The sequence below is a fragment of the Novipirellula artificiosorum genome (genome assembly GCF_007860135.1).
Lineage (GTDB): Bacteria > Planctomycetota > Planctomycetia > Pirellulales > Pirellulaceae > Novipirellula_A > Novipirellula_A artificiosorum.
In genome coordinates this window covers 73092-90007 of sequence record NZ_SJPV01000001.1, presented here as the reverse complement: position 1 = coordinate 90007, position 16916 = coordinate 73092, and the positions used below count along the sequence as shown (strand labels likewise).

Sequence of the window (16916 nt, the reverse complement as noted above, 5' to 3'; positions counted from 1 at the left end):
TATGAATTTGCCTCCGCATCCTTCCCACACGTTTGAGGACGTCCTACCGCGAATTGCCTCGAATCTCGCTTGGCACTATGACGCCACGACGAGTCGATCTCAAATCAAGGACATCCCGGCAGCGGTTCGCTACGCGCTGCGAACTCCGGCCGACTATCCTCCGCTCTCTGCGGCAATCGCCCCCGGTGACCGGGTCGCGTTAGCGGTTGACCCGAATTTGCCCGATCTCGTCGAGGTGATCCGCGGGGTGCTGCTTGAAATAGAACAAGCCGATGCGGATGCGGTGGACATCGTGCTCTGGGACGAGGCGACCGACGCGACGTTGGAATGGCTCACTGCTGAATTTGAGAATCTGGCGACGATCTCTCGCCATGATAGCGAAAACCGTGAATCCCTTCGCTACTTGGGGGTCGATGATCAAGCCGAGCCGGTCTACTTGAGCCGTCTGTTAGTCGATGCCGATTTGGTGCTGCCGCTGATTGCCGCCCGGCCTTGGGATGCCGTCGATGGCAGAGAGTTGAGTGGCGTCTATCCCATGCTGGCGGATTCAAACACACGAATTCGTCATCATTTGTCGGCCCCATCGAGTCGCAAAACCAAACGGCCCGGTAACGAGTCTCAGATCGGTTGGATGTTGGGGGTGCAATTGATTCTGGCCGTCGCGGCCAACGAACAAGGCTGCGCCGGTGCAATCTTCTCGGGAACCCCTGATGCCATTCGTCGTTCCTATGATCAACCGCGACGGAGCGACGATGAGTTCCCGCCGGCGGCCCCCTTGGTGATCGCGTCGATCGAGGGGTCGGCACAACAGCACACTTGGCTGAACCTGGCACGTGCCATCGGTGCCGCGGCCACACACACCGAACCGGGCGGAACGGTTTTGGTTTGGACGCAAATCAGCGAACCGCCAAGTGATCGGTTGGTCCATCGCAGCAACGGCGGTTCCGACGATTCGAGCGTCGGGGGAGACGAGAAGGAATCGGGCGATGGGTTCACGCTTTGGGATGATTCGATCGAAATTGCCGAAACGATCCAACGCGTGGGCAGCGAGTATCGGCTCTTGCTGCACAGTCAAGTTGCTGCGGAGATCGTCGAGTCCTTGGGAATAGGGGCCGTCGATTCCATCGATGGCGTCGAACATGTCAGTCGATCGTTTGCAGCCTGCGGTACGCTGCGGTCGGCACAATTCGCAGGCGGCACCTTCGATTCCAACTTGCGGTACCAACACTCCACATCATCCCAAGAGCGGTCGCGATGACGAAGAAGCAGGGAATGTCGGCGACCCAGAGCGAGGTACCGATTGAGCAAGCACATCGCTTCTGTCCTTCCTGTGGCGTAAAGAACCCGCATGTCGGCAGGGTTCCGTTTCGTTGTCCCGAGTGTGCGTTCGCAAATTTCTTTGGCCCCGTCGCTGCGGTGGGGGCCTTGGTCACGAATGACCAGGGGCAACTGCTGTTGGTTCGGCGAGCTCGGGATCCAGGTCAAGGAAAATGGGGGCTCCCAGGCGGTTTTGTCGATCGCGACGAGACGATCGAAGATGCGTTAGCGCGAGAGGTCTACGAAGAAACGCAGCTGACCCTTGCACAGCGACACTTGATGATGACGCACCCCAATCACTATCACTACGGTGGCATCATCGTCTCGGTAATCGATCTCTTCTTTGTCTGCAAAGCCGAGGACGACACCGTCATTCGGCTCGAAACGTCCGAGCTAACGGAATTTCGTTGGGTGGACGCAACATCGGAGCTGTTCGGCCAAATGGCTTTCGAGTCCAACCGGATCGCCATCGACCGCTGGGTGGCGACGACCACGACCTAACCCCTACCTCCTTGGCTAACATGCTCGTGGACCGTCAGCCTTAAATTAGGCTCATCCGACGGAAGCGCGCGGAACCCAGACTCGAGGTTTTTTGGAGGTATGGCTCCGGTGTCCAAGGATCTCTTAGAAAAGAGTGCCCGACGGACGGTCGTCCGCCTGGAACCGGTAGCACCCTTGGCGCACCGTCGACCGGGATATCCCTTGTCAAGTTGCACCTCTGCAGAGCTCGACTCCGTTTCTCCCGGCAACTGCACGATAACAAGTGAAAATAGCTCCTGCCAGCAATGATGGGACACCGGAGAGATGCCTCGAAAACCTCCTGCGCACGCTTCCGCCGGATGAGCCTTAAACTATGGGGTAGTGGATTTCGCCAGAAATCCGTAACTCAAATGTTCTTAGGGACTATTGGCGAAGTCCACTACGTCCCAGTTCGCAGTTCTAACCTTGACGGTCCACTCGAGCCCGGTTACAGCGTCTGCTATTTGGTCACAAAGCAATAGAGGTGATTTTCGCCACGAATCAGAATGCGATGATCCACCGGCACGGGTGACCCGATGACCGGCTCGTTCAACGCGTTTTCTGATAGCAACTCGAATTGGTTATTGGCAATCGAAGCAACCATGACCACCCCGTCTTCGCGCGGCGCATAGAGGTAGTCGCCCACGATCACGGGCGACGCATAATACGATGTCCGATGTTTGGGAAACGCATCGCTCCAAATCGACTTACCGGTGGCCGGGGCGATGCATTCAATTTCACCTCGATCACGGACAATGTAGACGAGCCCTTGGTGGGCTGCGGGACTCGGAACGAACGCGCTGATGTCATCACGCTGCCAGACATGATTGGTTTCGCTCACATCACCCTGGCCAGAAAGAGCGACCCCAAACATTCGGGGTTCACGCCGGTCGTTTCGGCCATAGCAGATCACGATCATCTCTTCCAGAATGACCGGCGTTGCAATCGCTGGCCACAACTCGTGTTGGTCGGGATTGAAGCCACCGCACGACCAAACGACCTTTCCGTCGTCAGCGTCATGTAGCGTTAAATGCTGGGCGCCCCACACCAAGATCGCTTCGTTTCCCTGGTAGTCGATGACCAACGGCGTCGTGTAGCACTGATCGGCTTCACGGGGCGTTTTGTAGGTTCGATCCACTTTCCATGCTAACTCGCCGTTTTCTTTGTCGAACGCTGCGACCCAAGAATCGCCTGCGTGCATGCGAGCCATGATCACGTGTTTGTTCGTCAAGACAGGGGACGAACCGTGATCCCAAAACCGATTGTCCTCACCGAACCGCTCGGTCAAGTTGGTTTCCCAGCGAACCGAGCCATCCAAATTGACAGCTGCGAGTGTCCCACTCTTGAAATAGGCAAACACTCCCGAGCCGTCGGTTACCGGTGACGCGTTGCAGCCCGAGCCGTTGCGGTGTTTCCCCAGTATTTCATTTCCAAACGTGGTGGCCCAAAGCCGTGTTCCCGACCAATCGAACGCCAAAACCGCATCCTGGCCATCGACCGGCGCGGTAACAAAAATCGTCTGGTCCAGGACAATCGGCGTGGAACAGCCTTTGCCCGGCAAATCGGCTTGCCACAACAACGTGCCATCATCCAAGCGGGTCGGATAGTTGCCACCGTCGGTGCTACCGTGGCCAAACGGCCCGCGCCAACTCGGCCAATCGGCCCGAGCGGTTGCGAAAGCAAAACAAATGGTCAACAGTAACGCAAGGTTGCGGATTGGTTTTATCACAGTGACAGACTTTCCATGAACGTTGACGAGATCTTACGAAATAACCGCCGCGTCTACGACGCGATGGCGGATGCGGGGAACCCACTCTGCCAACCGGCCACGGAGGCGGAATTGGCCAACCCGCTGGCGACGCTCGATCCTTGTGGATGGCTCGGTGGTTCGCTGCAGGGATCGCACGTGCTTTGTTTGGCAGCCGGCGGCGGTCGACAAAGTTCATTGTATGCCGCTGCGGGCGCTTCCGTCACCGTCGTGGACCTGAGCGGGGCGATGTTGGAGCTGGATCGAAAGATGGCGACCGAGCGGGGTTGGAAGGTTCGTCTGTTTGAGACCTCGATGGAAAACCTGCAAATGCTGCGAAATGCCGAGTTTGATCTCGTCGTTCAGCCGGTCAGCACCTGTTACGTGCCAGAGATTCAGCCTGTTTTTCGCCAGGTCGCTCGCGTGCTCCGAGGCCGAGGACTCTACATCAGCCAGCATAAAAACCCCGTCAGTTTGCAGAGTGACCTCGAACCTCAACACGATCAATTGTATCGCTTGCAGCATCCCTATTACCGCCAAACGCCTCTTCCGGCCCCCCAATCGATGACCCCGGCGGGGCGGCGACTCAGGGAGTCGGGTGCAACCGAGTTTCTGCATCGATGGGAGCAGATCGTCGGAGGGATGTGCCGCAGCGGTTTTGTGATCGAAGACTTGGTTGAACCGGTTCATGCCGACCCGCAAGCGGTGCCGGGATCGTTTGGGCATCGTGCGAAGTACGTTGCGCCGTATCTGAGAATCAAGGCGAGACGGGTCGAGGGCAGCGGGGATCTTGCGGCGGCCCCGTGCGCAGACTCGAGTGGATCACGGTTGTGGCTGCCAGAGAACTGAAACCGGCAATTCGCGAGTGTTTTCGCCGTTTTGCTGCTGTTAGAGCGTGACAGTTTCCGTAAATCCATTAAACTTCGCGTATGACAGAACCAACCAATGAAACTGAACACGCAATCGAAACGATCGAATCGGCATCCCCGAAGACCGCAACGAAATCGAGCAAGAGCAAGAACCCGATGCTGACCGCATCGCGAGCGATTCGCCCACACGGGACGGAGTACAGCCGTAAATTGGCCACCGCGGCGGCTCGTGTTGCCTTAGAGAACAAGGGCCAAGACGTCATGGTACTTGATGTTTGTGCCCAAACCGCCGAGTTTGATTTGTTCGTCTTGGCGACCGGATCGAGTCGACGGCAGTTGCACGCGATCAGCGAACAGATCGATGATGTCTTGGAAAAAGAGATCGGAGATCGACGCTTGAATATTGAGGGCTATCAAGAAAGTCGCTGGATCGTGCTCGATTACGGCAGCGTCGTCGTGCATCTGTTCGACGAAGAGACTCGCGAATACTACGACCTCGAATCGCTTTGGGCTGATGGTAAGCGGATCCCCCTCGAAGAACTCGGACTGAAAGCCGAGTAGCTGCACGACTCCTTTCCTTTTTTCTTTTGGCTCGAAGAACTGCACGATGCATCTCCCTGACCTTCTACGTCTGCGATTGGCAGACGCGCTGTCGGAATTGACGAAGTTTGGACTCACGGGGGACGTCGGCGCGTATGCGTCAATGATCCGCGCCACCAATGACCCGAAATTTGGTGATTACCAGGTCAATTGCGCAATGCCACTTGCCAAGCAATGGGGCACCACGAACGCCGAATTCAGTAACCCTCGCAAAGTGGCTGCGGCGATTGTTGATGCGCTTCAGGTCGGTGACCTTTGTGAGCCGGCGGAGGTCGCTGGTCCTGGCTTTATCAACCTGCGATTGAAGGATTCCTACTTAGTTGACCAACTACGTGCGATGCTTGGTGACCCTCGCTGTTTGGTGTCCAAGGCCAATCCGGCTCGCCGAATCCTCGTCGATTTTTCGTCTCCCAATGTTGCCAAGCCCATGCATGTTGGCCACATTCGCAGCACGGTGATCGGCGATGCACTCGCCCGAACCCTGCGTTTCCTCGGCCACGAAACGATCACCGACAATCACCTGGGGGATTGGGGAACTCAGTTTGGAATCATCATTTATGGCTACAAACATTTTGGCGATCCCGATCTCGTTGCGAAGAACCCGGTCCCCGAATTGTCAAAGCTGTATCGTTTGGTCAATCAATTGATCGAGTACCGCAAGGCCAAGCGATCGATCGAAACGGCTCAAACGGATCGGTGTGCGGCCGAATCCGAAGTCGAGCGTTTACAGGCTGAATCGATAGCGACCTCCGATCCCAAAGAACAGAAGAAAGCGAAGAAACGCCTGGCGAGCGCCCAATCGAAATTGAAATCACTCGATAGCAAGCTTCGCTCCGCAACCAAGAAAATCGCAGCCGTCGAAAACGATGCCGATTTGCGGGTCAAGGCCCAACAACACGCGGACGTTGATCATGCGGTGTTGCAAGAGACGGTGAAGTTGCACCAGGGGGACGAACAGAATTTACGATTGTGGGAGGAGTTTTTGCCCCATTGCAAGGATGAGATTAACCGTATCTACGACGCACTCGATATCGGTTTCGATCATACACTCGGTGAAAGCTTCTACCATTCGATGCTGTCCGAAGTCGTGGAGGATCTAAAAAAACGTGGACTCGCACGCGATAGCGAAGGAGCCGTTTGTGTTTTCTTGGAGGGTTTTGACGCACCCATGATCATCCAGAAAAAGGATGGCGCGTTTTTGTATGCGACGACCGATCTGGCAACCTTGGCGTATCGGCTTGAGGAGTTTGCACCCGATGAGATCTTGTATGTCGTCGATACGCGGCAAAGCGAGCATTTTGAAAAGCTGTTTGCGGTGGCAGAACAGATCGGTAGGGACAAGGTCAAATTGGTGCATGTCAATTTTGGAACCGTGTTGGGAGAAGATGGGCGTCCGATGAAAACCCGCAGCGGCACACTCATCGGGCTCGAGGGGCTGTTGTCGGACGCAATCGATCGTGCCCGGCAAGTGGTTTGTGACCCCGAACGATTGTCGCGAATCGATCCGCCGATGGACCGTGAAGAACAACGTCGGGTTGCCGAAGCCGTGGGGCTCGGTGCGATCAAATACGCCGACCTATCACATCATCGAACCAGTGACTATCGATTTAGCCTTGATAAGATGGTTTCGCTTGATGGGAACACCTCGGCCTACATTCAGTATTCGTATGCGAGAACGCAGGGCATTCTTCGCAAAGCGGGCTCGAGCGAAACCGCCGTGACAGAAATTGCCGAATCCATCGACCGGTTCCATCACCCGGCGGAGCGAGCTTTAGCAATCAGTTTGCTCAGGTTGGAGGAAGCACTGAAGGCAGTCCACCAAGATTATGCGCCGAACGCTTTGGTCGATTATCTGTATGAGACGGCAAAAGCTTATGCCGTCTTTAATGACAATTGCCATGTCTTGAAGGCGGACAATGATGCAATCGCGTCGCTTCGCTTGGCACTGGTCGCCCTCTGCGGGCGTGTGCTTCGACTCGGTCTTGACTTGTTGGGTATCCACGTCGTTGCTCGGATGTAGGATTGTCTGCACCGTTGTAGGGTTTCCCTGGCGGTATCGTATAATCTGACCTACCTTCCCTGGTTGACCTATCTCAACGATTGACGCGATCGGAAATTTCGATACGGTATTCGACTTGGAAGCGAGTTAGTTTAGAGACACGGACGTTTTTTCTTATCATCAATTGAGTAAAACATGGCAAAGAAGAAGGCGTCCAAGGTCAATGCCGCACAAGCGATTCGTGATTATGATGCCGCGCATCCCGGCACGTCCCCGAAAAAGGTCGCAGAGGACCTGAAAAAGCAGGGGATCGACATCAATGGTCAATACGTCAGCACGATTCGCTCCAATGCGAAGCGAAACGGCGGGAAGACACGCAAAGCGGGACGCCCGGTCAAGAAAGCGGCGGGAACGGTAAAACGGGGCCGTCCACCACGATCGGTCAAGCCTTCGGCAGCCGCCAAATCGACTCCTTTTGACGCTCTGCTGCAATTGCAACAGCTCACAGCCGAATTGGGTGGGTATCAACAAACGCGTGAAGCATTGGATTTGCTAGAAACGGTTGCAAACAAGTAGGCTTTCCTGGCAAAGAGACTGGCGCAAAACGCAAGGTTTTGTGTAAACTATTCAGATACGGCCGTTTTCACGGCTTGTGGCTCACGAATCGTCTTGCGTTCTTCGACCGCGGACCGTTCGTAAGGGCCGATACTCACCTTCTCGTTGCGTAATTATCTGACCAGTCGTTTATGAGTTCGCTGACCCCCGAACAATTCATCCTCCGGATCAAGGATCTTGGCTTAGCGGACATCCGCGCGGTCGATCGAGTGCGTAGTGAGCATGGTGCGGGTAATCATTCGCTCGCTGCGACCATCGAGTCGATGCAGCGAGCGGGGATCGTAACCACGCTGCAAACCGAAAAGATCCTCCGGGGAGACCGGTCCGGTTACTACTACGGTGAATACAAGGTCCTCTATTTGATTGGAGCAGGGACCTTTGCGCGGGTCTATCGGGCGTCCAAGGACGATAAGGTCTTCGCCGTTAAGGTCCTGCGCAAGCGATTTCGGGATGAGCCGAAGGAGTTGGAGCAGTTTTTACGCGAAGGTCGGATGGGCTTGAAACTCCGACATCCAAACATTGTCAGCATTTATGATGTGGTCCCGGACATCCGCCATCCGTTCTTGGTGATGGAGTTTGTCGAAGGGCAAACGCTGCGTGAATTGGTGAAGGTCCGAGGCAAACTGCCCGCAGATTTGGCGCTCAAGCTCATCTATGATGTCTGTTCCGGCTTGTCTCATGCTGCTCAGTTGGGGATTTCACACCGTGACTTGAAGTTGTCGAATGTGTTGATCTCGACCGATGGCAAAGCCAAGTTGGTTGACTTTGGTCTTGCGGCGCTTGCCGATCGCAACAACCCCGATGTGGTTGCCGATTGCCCGAACGCGCGGGCGATTGACTATGCAGCACTCGAACGTGGGACGGGGGTTCGGAAAGACGATCCGCGGAGTGATGTTTTCTTCGCGGGAAACATGCTCTACCACATGCTGGCGGGTACGCCGGCGCTTATCGAAACGCGCGACCGACTCGCTCGGCTGAATGTCAATCGCTTCATCGATATCACGCCGTTGCCATCGTTGGTACCGGACGTACCCGGTGTCGCCAATCAAATTGTGCAGAAGTCGATGCGATACAATGTCAACGAGCGCTTTCAGTCCGCGGGTGAGATGCAAGCCGAGATCAAAAAAGCGATCACCCTGCTCGAACGGGGTGACGTCGGGTCGGCCGGTGGCGATTACCATCAACCGATGGCGGAACATCACGATGACGATGAATTGCCGTCCAATGAGGGGGAAGGCTATGTGGTCATGTTCGTCGAATCGAAGGCGACGCTTCAAAACGCGGTGCGTGATCGTTTGAAGGCACGTGGGTATCGCGTGTTAGTCATTCAAGATCCCGATCGCGCGTTATCACGATTCGCGGCCGGCGAGGAAAGGCCTGCGGATGCGGTGATCTTTGGAGCCTCGGACCTCGGCAGTGCCGCCATCGAAGCCCACAATCGTTTTGCAGAAGAGGAAGCCACTCGAGATATTCCAACGGTATTGTTGATCGACCGCAAACAGACCCATTTGATCGCGGCGGCAACGCGTGGCCCCAATCGAAAAATGTTGGGGCTTCCCTTGAAGGTCCGAGAGTTGCGAACAGCGCTGGCACTCGTACTCGCCGATGTACCGCGGCGTCAAATCGGGACGTTTTAACGCTCATCCGGCGGAAGCGTGCGCAGGAGGTTTTCGAGGCATCTCTCGGGTGTCCAATCATTGCTGGCAGGAGCTATTTTCACTTGTTATCGTGCAGTTGCCGGGAGAAACGGAGTGGAGCTCTGCAGAGGTGCAACTTGATAAGGGATATCCCGGTCGACGGTGCGCCAAGGGTGCTACCGGTTCCCGGCGGACGACCGTCCGTCGGGGACTCTTTTCTAAGAGATCATTGGACACCGGAGCCATACCTCCAAAAAACCTCGAGTCTGGGTTCCGCGCGCTTCCGTCGGATGAGCCCGTTTTAACGCGTCCCTCCAAAAAAATCGACCTTTCCTGTCGGGTTGGGTGCTCCGCTGCGTTATGTTCCGCTTAGCCCGGATTCTCCAGGAACTCACTATCTCGTTTCTTCTGGTCATCGCGGGGCAGGCGTGGAGGATTATTCATCAGTCCAAACATATTTCCCGTAGCCCTTTGTATGCAATCAGCTTACATCGATTGAGTAAAAAACAGACTGCGCACGTTGGAGTCGTAGGCTTTAGCCGATTCAGCAAGGATCCCGTACGCAATCGGCTAAAGCCTACCACTCCAACGAATAGTCCGGCTTAGACACTAATCGTCCAGACCGTCGAGCCGCATTCGAGCTTCTGCGGCCCAGGGGCTGTCGGGGTACAACGACAAAAACCGCCGCCAGTGTTTGACTGCTTCGGCGCAGCGTGCTAGGTCGTCAAGGGTTCGGGCCAGGTGATAGTGAACGTCGGCGTAGTCCGGAAAAATTTCCAGCGCGCCGCGAAACGCTGCGACGGCCAATTCCTGTTGGTCGGTCTCTGCAAGCACAATCCCCAAACTGGCTCTGGCTTCGACGAAATCGGGATCCAATTCGATCGCAGTGTAATAGCGTTCTCGGGCGGCAATCGCTTCGCCACGGCGGTACAGCAGTTCGCCGAGCTGAAAACAAAGATCCGCATGGGGGCCATCCCGCGAAAGCATGGCGTGATAAAAGTCGATTGCCAATTGCAAATCACCAGCGTCTTCTGCCTGGAATGCCGCTGACATCAATTCGTCTTCGTCGTCGCCATCCGCTTGCTCAAGGTTGTACGGGAAGGACGTATTGTTATCGCGAACGATGGACAAGACGGTCGGGGGTGGTGCCGATGCATTAATTTGTTTCTCATTCAACGTTCCCTGCTCGAATGCATCAAAATCGAACCGCAATTGTCCGCCCGGCTCGATCAATCCTTCACCGCCTCGCAGCAACACCTGCTTGCCTTCGACCAAGATCGACAATTGGTCCAAAGGTCGGTGTATGTTCGGTAACAACTCGACCCACTCAACCAATCGCTGCTCGATCACCGTGGCGCTTTCCCCGGCTGCGATCCATTTCGCTAAGCGTTTGGCCGTGGCGACTTCGGCAAAATCAAAGTAGGGCAGGCGATGGAGCGTCTCGACAGGGGTGATCAATCCCAGCCGTTGCCAGCGTCGGACGATGCGTACCGAGATGCCCAACAGATGAGCCAACATGGCGGGTGTGTAGTAACGCCGCGTCGAGGGTTCAAGATCGACCAGTCCGAGTCTTTGCCACAACCCCGTTTCGTGCACCAACTCACAGGTTCCCAGCGCGATGGCATGTCGAGTGGACTCGCTCAATAAATCGGCTTCGCTCAGCGGAGATTGGTCCGCGCCAATCACCACCCAATCGAGTTCGGCCCCCTTTTGATCAACAATTTCGGCACCGAATGATCGCAGCACGTTGGCCGCTTCGCGGCGAAGCATCGATCCAAAGCGTCCGGCAAGCGCCACGCGAATCCCGTGCAGCGAACCGGCGTCCCGCGACGATTCCGGCTGGTCGCTCCGTTGCGTGTCGTCGTCGGGGTCCATGCTCTCGTTCAATGTCCATTCTTCCCGCTAGGCTTCGGGGACGCAAAACACCCCACAAAACTGAAGACGCTACTGGGTTCTGCGGATCCATACGCAGTGTCCGCCACCGGGAGCCATCGTTGCATCGATCTTGTCGCCCTGTTTCACTTCGATCCTTCGGATCCGATAAGCTTCACGATTGTGGAGGTAATCAGCGTCGGGCGCATCTTCGTACAGGGTTGCGGTGTAGGTTTGATTCGGTTCCAGGAAATCAAGCTTGATGGGCAAGCTGCGTGACTGCTCGTTCGTTGCCGATGCGATGAACCATTCGCTACCGCTGCGCCGCGCGGTCGTGATGAAATGGCCAATTTTACCATGCAGGATTCGTGTTTCTTGCCAAGTCATCGGCAGCTTGCCAAGAAACTCAAACAGGTCGGCCTTGGCTTCGTAAGCCTCCGGACAATCGGGCAAAATCGACAGTCCCGAGAAAACAATCATCACACGCGCGGTTTCGGCTACGACCGTCGAATCGACATTCATGAAGACCTTCGGCCGGTCTCGTGCGGGGTTTTCCAAGGTGTAGAGTCCATTGCACATGTCCAACGGTCCCGCCAGCATGTTCACAAACACTTGCTCACAAAAATCACTTGGTGAAAAGGAACGAAGCGCATCGGATTGGGAATGACAGAACTCGCGCGTCACATAATTGGGGTACGTACGTTGATCCCCCGAAGGTGGAATCGGATCGTCGTGGAAATCGCAAAGTAACTGATGCTCGGCGCATTTTTTGACAATCATTCGCGTGTCGAGCACCTTCTTCTGTCCATTGCCCTTCATGAATCCGTACTTGATTCCAGCGGCCCCCCATTTCTGGTAAAGCGCCAGCGTCTCGTCGAAGGGGAAGTTCACCCGAGCGATATCGTTGAAGTACAAAATGATGCCCACTTCCTTGTCTCTTGCGTATCGGATCAGTTCCGGAATATCTGTGGGGTCCTGCCAATTCGCCGGTGGGTCCTGCGGAACGAGCCGAGGACTCTTTGGGTCGGGTTGGACAAGCAAGTAGGGACGACTGGTTCGAGGATCGGAGGTGGCTTCAAATTCCAGCCCATACCACCCGGCATCCAAGACCAGGTAGCCGATACCGTGAGTTGCCGCGAAATCGACAAATCGCCGCCAACTGGGCATATCCAATCCATAGGTGAATCCATCGTCGGTCGTTGCTCCCCAAGCTCGCCAATCCCACATCGCCAGCCCTGGTTGGATCCAATCGGTGTCCTCGATGGCACAGGCTGGATTCAGACACTCCAGCAGGGGAGAAGTCAGCAGATCGCCAGCGGATTTGCCGACGAGCAGGGTCCGCCAACTGGTGACCCCGCCACTCGCCAAGGTCGATGCGGCGAAATGGGTTCGGAACGATGAGTCACGACCTTCTAGAGCAACCAAATCCATCGGAGCGATGTGTTCGATTGCCGCCTCCATGACCGCCGCATGCAGCCCAGATGGAAACTGTACCACCAACGGCAATCGAGCCGCGATCTTTTCGCTTTGATGAAAGCGGCTAAGCGGTTGCGGTCCGATCGGGTCATGCTCCCCTGCATAGCACCAACCCGTGGCATCCTCCGAAAAACAATATTCCGTCAGATCGTCCGCCAGCCGAATCGTGGAATCCCATCCACTGTGCTCGGGAAGCCGATAGCGAACCGCGATGCCGTCATCATAAGCACGAAGGATGATTTGAAGCGTTCGTGCGGTCGCTGTCGTCTCTCGTAACGTCCAAGTGAGTTCATTGCAACGGTTCGCGTACTGGGAAAACTTTCCCCAAGTGGTTTCGATGGTCTCATCGATCGATCGGGTGGTGACCGCGAGGGTATGCAACGGTCCGAGATTCCCGTCGGCGAAATGTAGCCCCAATTTGCCCGGCTCAAGAAGTGGCTGCCCCAGTGCGACAACTTGCCAGTGGGGCACGCCTTCGACAAGGCTCAACGTTGCCGCGATACGTGAGTTAGGGCTTGGCACCTCAACCGGTTGGCCGACGACAAGGGATGTGCTCAGCGAAACAGCAACAAGGAAGCAGTAGAATCGAATTCTCATGGTCGTTTTCTTCTTGTCTTTCGAATGCGAGAGCGTGGATCTTAACCTCATCGCGTCCCCTTTCGAAGTGGCTATTCCGCTGACCGCTTTTTGCTGCGACCCTCGGAGGTCAAACGCTGTTTCGAGTTGGCTTGAGCGCGATGAAAGATGACGGTTTTGGGCCGAGTATCTCCTCCGCCTGAGTAAAACGCGACGGGACGTTCGGATTCGGTGCTGCCAATCAGCAGTAATAAATCACCTTCGAGTCGATAGATGGCCAAACTCGCCTGAGGGCTCTTTTCTCGACGCCGTAGAGGCGTCCAATCCATTTGTTTGGGAGTGGTCTGCTCATTGACGGCGAAGTGCCCATCCCAAATCACCGTTTCGCGTCGGTCGTTGATGTGGACGTAAAGCAGCGTGCTGCCATCGAGGACAAGGCGACCCTGCAACCCAGGCTCGAGGTCTGCCATCCATGTCCCCTGCAATCGTTTCGCGTCGCCCGTCGTTTTTTTGGCGGAAGTCTCTTTGTTTTTAGCGGAAGGATCTTTGCCGATCGCAGGTTCACAGAGGACGAGGATCAGACCCGCTAGCAGTAGTAGGAACGGACGACTCATGGAACTTCTCCTCAACGATTTTTATCGATTTTTGACACGGAAAGAGCTCGGTGCTTTTTATTGTTCGCATTTTAGCACGCGAGTTCGCATGGGTGGGGATCGGTGCATCCGACTTGCGGGGCATGCCGCGTGAGCGGTAGCCGTCGGTTGATCGGACCGCAGCGGCCCCCTAAACTGTCGCTGCTCCCGATAACCCAACGGGCAAGCATCGTGGTCGCCCCATTGCGACCCATCGTGTCTTTCTCTTTTCGTGCGAGTTGTTTGATGCCTGCGATTGACGCCAAGACGACGGTTTGTGCCCTGTTTGGGCACCCGGTCGGCCATTCCCTCTCTCCCGCAATCCACAATGCGGCGTTCGAGAAACTCGGACTTCCCTACGTCTACGTGGCTCATGATGTCGAGCCGGGCCAAGTGGGCAAGGCACTCGAGGGTGTACGAGCGATGGGGTATCGAGGATTGTCCGTGACGATTCCTCATAAAGTCGAAGCCATGCTCAATGTGGATGAGGTCGACCCGACGGCTCAGGGGATTGGTTGCATCAACACGGTTGTCAATGACAACGGAAAATTGATTGGATACAACTCCGATGGACTCGGAGCGCTGAATGCTTTGCGAGACGCGGGGGCGGATCCGGAAGGAAAACAGGTGCTGGTCCTGGGATCGGGCGGCGCGGCGCGTGCCATCGCCGTCACGCTTGCCTGCGAAGCGCCACCGGCCGAACTGTCAATTCTGGGTGTCGTGAAGGACGAACGGGACCGTTTGGTCGCCGATGCCCAACTGCGTGGGCGAGCCAAGGTCGTCGGGGTTGAAATGACCAACGACACGCTCGGAGACCAAATTGCGAAAGCGGATATTGTGATGCACTGTTCTCCCGTGGGCATGCACCCCAAGGAAGATGCCAGCCTTGTACCGGCTGAATTGCTGAGGAAGGGATTGGTCGTTTTTGATGCCGTTTACAATCCACGGCAAACAAAGCTGTTGAAGGAAACGGAGGCGGCCGGCGGTATCTCCATTCAGGGGTTGGAGATGTTCTTGGGGCAAGCTTACGTTCAGTTCGAACTCTGGACAGGGCAAAAGGCACCTCGCGATGTGATGCGACAAGTGGTGGAGGCGAGTCTATGAACGTGGTCTTGGTTGGATATCGAGGAACAGGCAAGAGTGCCGTTGCGAAGTTGCTCGCCGATGCACTCGGGCTGGAAGTGGTCAGTTTGGATGCGGAATTGATCAAGAAAGCGGGCAAATCGGTTCCCGAAATCGTCGAGCAGCAAGGGTGGGCAGGCTTTCGCGATCTTGAGGAAGAAATCGTCCGCACGTTTGCAGCACGTGACGGGTTGGTCATCGATTGTGGCGGCGGTGTGATTGAGCGAGAGAGCAACTTTGGCGTGTTGCGCGAGGCGGGCCCCGTCTTTTGGTTGAAGGCGTCACCACGAACGATCGTCGAGCGGATCGGTGGTGACGACCAGCGGCCATCGCTAACGGGTACCAAGAGCTTCACCGATGAGGTGGTCGAGGTCCTCGAGCGACGGACTCCCTTGTACGAGCGAATTGCGCACAAGACCATTGACACCGACTCACGGTCGATTGAAGCGGTCGCTGCCGAGATTGAGCGTCAACTCTAGCTGAACGCAGCGCGACGATCCCTGATTGCTTACGGTAGCGGCTTGAGTTTGAGGTTGCGGAATTCAATTCGGTAGCCTTCGCCTTCAAGCCCAAGATGGCCTTGAGCGCGCCCGCAGGTTTCAAATTCGCACGTCATTTCGCCGTTGACCCACAGTGAGATCTTCTCGCCTTTGGCCGTCATTTCCATCGTATTCCATTGTCCCGCTGGTTTGACTCGCCCCTCGGTGACCTGGTCCTTCAAGCGGAAGAATTTGGGTTTGCCTTCGGGGCTGGGGGTCACGCCGAATAGGTAACCATCACGACCATCGCCGAATTGGGCTTGATGCCAAATCTCGCCATTCTTGGAATTGCGGACGTAAGCGCCACTGTTGTACCCCGTTTTGCCTTCCACCACGGTGTAGCGAAACTCAAAATGGAAGATCGCGTCGCCGTACTCTGTTTCGGTCAACAGCATATCGTGGCCTCCATCGCCATCACAAATGAGCAAACCGTTGTCCCGATCGACATGCCATTGTGCGCGTCCCAATTCGCCACCCGGGGGAACCGTGACACGGTACCACCCATTTAAGTCTGCCGATGGCATCAGGTCGATCCAACCCTCGGGGTCGGCCTGCAACTGGCTCGTGGTCTCCTCAGCGTACATGTTGCCAGTGACCAGCAGCACCGACAAGGCGAGCACGGCGGCTTGGCAAACCGTTACGTTGCGAGTCATGCCGCGCGACGGAAGGGAAGGTAATCGATGGATGTTCATTTTCTACTCCGATCAGCTTGAAGTGAGGGGTATGTTTTGCCATCGCAGTGCGGTCTGCGAATCAACTGAGTATCAATGAGAGCGTTGATAGATCGCGGTAAGCAACGATTCCGTATCCTTAAACTTCTTGCCACTCGCGATCGCGTCGTCGACCAATTTTCGTGCGTCGGCTTCGCTGTGTCCAAGCGTGACCAATGCATCGAAGGTTTCGCTGACGACTTGAGAGCCAAGTTCTGCCGTTTCGCCGACACCATCGCGATCGACCATCAAGGCAAATCGAGGCATCTTTCGCCGTAGCTTGGCGATCACGCGTTCGCTGGTGGCGGGGCCAACCCCCGGCAACGCCGACAGAGCTTTGGCGTCTTGCTGTTCGATCAAAACGGCCAACTCCTTGACCGGTCGAACCATGGCCCGAAGTGCCTTCTTGACGCCGACGCCATCAACGCTGCAAAACAGGTCGAAGAACTGTCGCTCAGGCTCCGAAAGAAACCCGATCAACCGCGGCGTCAACCGTCCCCCCTGGGCCGCATTCCCCTCGATGTATTCAAGCGTATGCAGTCGAGCTTGCTCACCGATTTTCCCCTGCAGTTGTCTGCGAGTAAAATCAGCGACCAAGACCTCGTATTCAAAAGGCATCGATTCAATGACCACCGCCGTTTCGCCCACGCGAACCAATTTTCCTGTAATCGTAACAATCACGTTTC

15 protein-coding genes are annotated in these 16916 nt (G+C 55.9%); 9 read left to right on the top strand and 6 right to left on the bottom strand.

All coding sequences use genetic code 11. The features are described from left to right. Position 1 precedes the first annotated feature (1 nt). Positions 2–1258 (top strand): lactate racemase domain-containing protein, encoded by a 1257-nt coding sequence (locus tag Poly41_RS00135; protein WP_146523916.1) that lies wholly within the window; start codon positions 2–4, stop codon positions 1256–1258. Beyond that, positions 1255–1818: an NUDIX domain-containing protein gene (locus Poly41_RS00130; RefSeq protein WP_231615291.1), complete on the top strand. Its 564-nt coding sequence runs from the start codon at positions 1255–1257 to the stop codon at positions 1816–1818. Before Poly41_RS00135 ends, Poly41_RS00130 begins: the two co-directional genes overlap by 4 nt. Before the next feature lie 478 nt (positions 1819–2296). Here Poly41_RS00130 and Poly41_RS00125 read toward each other — a convergent pair whose 3' ends face one another. Then, positions 2297–3565, bottom strand: a complete 1269-nt coding sequence (locus tag Poly41_RS00125; protein ID WP_146523915.1) for a PQQ-binding-like beta-propeller repeat protein — start codon at positions 3563–3565, stop codon at positions 2297–2299. Positions 3566–3580: 15 nt separating this feature from the next. Here Poly41_RS00125 and Poly41_RS00120 point away from each other — a divergent pair, with 15 nt between their 5' ends. The 5 genes from Poly41_RS00120 to Poly41_RS00100 all read left to right on the top strand — a co-directional run bounded on the left by Poly41_RS00120 (position 3581) and on the right by Poly41_RS00100 (position 9303). Then, positions 3581–4432 carry a class I SAM-dependent methyltransferase gene (locus tag Poly41_RS00120; RefSeq protein WP_231615290.1) on the top strand — a complete coding sequence of 284 codons (852 nt, stop codon included), beginning with the start codon at positions 3581–3583 and terminating at the stop codon, positions 4430–4432. An 80-nt stretch (positions 4433–4512) separates the two neighbouring features. Then, positions 4513–5013: a ribosome silencing factor gene (gene rsfS / locus Poly41_RS00115; RefSeq protein WP_231615289.1), complete on the top strand. Its 501-nt coding sequence runs from the start codon at positions 4513–4515 to the stop codon at positions 5011–5013. 46 nt (positions 5014–5059) lie between these two features. After that, on the top strand, positions 5060–7072 hold the full coding sequence (gene argS / locus Poly41_RS00110; protein WP_146523914.1) for an arginine--tRNA ligase: 2013 nt from the start codon (positions 5060–5062) through the stop codon (positions 7070–7072). A gap of 174 nt (positions 7073–7246) precedes the next feature. Then, positions 7247–7627 carry a hypothetical protein gene (locus Poly41_RS00105; RefSeq protein WP_146523913.1) on the top strand — a complete coding sequence of 127 codons (381 nt, stop codon included), beginning with the start codon at positions 7247–7249 and terminating at the stop codon, positions 7625–7627. Positions 7628–7797: 170 nt separating this feature from the next. After that, a complete protein-coding gene (locus Poly41_RS00100) occupies positions 7798–9303 on the top strand; it encodes a serine/threonine-protein kinase (RefSeq protein WP_146523912.1) in 1506 nt (501 codons plus the stop codon). Between the two features lie 609 nt (positions 9304–9912). On the opposite strand, the gene Poly41_RS00095 is transcribed toward Poly41_RS00100, so the two are convergent. The 3 genes from Poly41_RS00095 to Poly41_RS00085 all read right to left on the bottom strand — a co-directional run bounded on the left by Poly41_RS00095 (position 9913) and on the right by Poly41_RS00085 (position 13841). After that, on the bottom strand, positions 9913–11178 hold the full coding sequence (locus Poly41_RS00095) for a tetratricopeptide repeat protein (protein WP_146523911.1): 1266 nt from the start codon (positions 11176–11178) through the stop codon (positions 9913–9915). Positions 11179–11247: 69 nt separating this feature from the next. Next, positions 11248–13248, bottom strand: coding sequence for a glycoside hydrolase family 97 protein (locus Poly41_RS00090; RefSeq protein ID WP_146523910.1), 2001 nt, complete (start codon positions 13246–13248; stop codon positions 11248–11250). Between the two features lie 71 nt (positions 13249–13319). Next, positions 13320–13841, bottom strand: coding sequence for a hypothetical protein (locus tag Poly41_RS00085; RefSeq protein ID WP_146523909.1), 522 nt, complete (start codon positions 13839–13841; stop codon positions 13320–13322). Between the two features lie 264 nt (positions 13842–14105). On the opposite strand from Poly41_RS00085, the gene Poly41_RS00080 reads away from it, so the two are divergent. Both Poly41_RS00080 and Poly41_RS00075 read left to right on the top strand, forming a co-directional pair. Beyond that, positions 14106–14963 (top strand): shikimate dehydrogenase, encoded by an 858-nt coding sequence (locus tag Poly41_RS00080; RefSeq protein ID WP_146523908.1) that lies wholly within the window; start codon positions 14106–14108, stop codon positions 14961–14963. Then, positions 14960–15460 (top strand): shikimate kinase, encoded by a 501-nt coding sequence (locus tag Poly41_RS00075; protein ID WP_146523907.1) that lies wholly within the window; start codon positions 14960–14962, stop codon positions 15458–15460. Before Poly41_RS00080 ends, Poly41_RS00075 begins: the two co-directional genes overlap by 4 nt. 29 nt (positions 15461–15489) lie before the next feature. Here the strand turns inward: Poly41_RS00075 and Poly41_RS00070 are convergent, their stop codons facing one another. After that, complete coding sequence (locus tag Poly41_RS00070) at positions 15490–16212, bottom strand: 3-keto-disaccharide hydrolase (protein WP_146523906.1); 723 nt, start codon at positions 16210–16212, stop codon at positions 15490–15492. 72 nt (positions 16213–16284) lie between these two features. Further along, a complete protein-coding gene (ruvA, locus tag Poly41_RS00065) occupies positions 16285–16911 on the bottom strand; it encodes a Holliday junction branch migration protein RuvA (protein ID WP_146523905.1) in 627 nt (208 codons plus the stop codon). Positions 16912–16916: the final 5 nt, after the last annotated feature.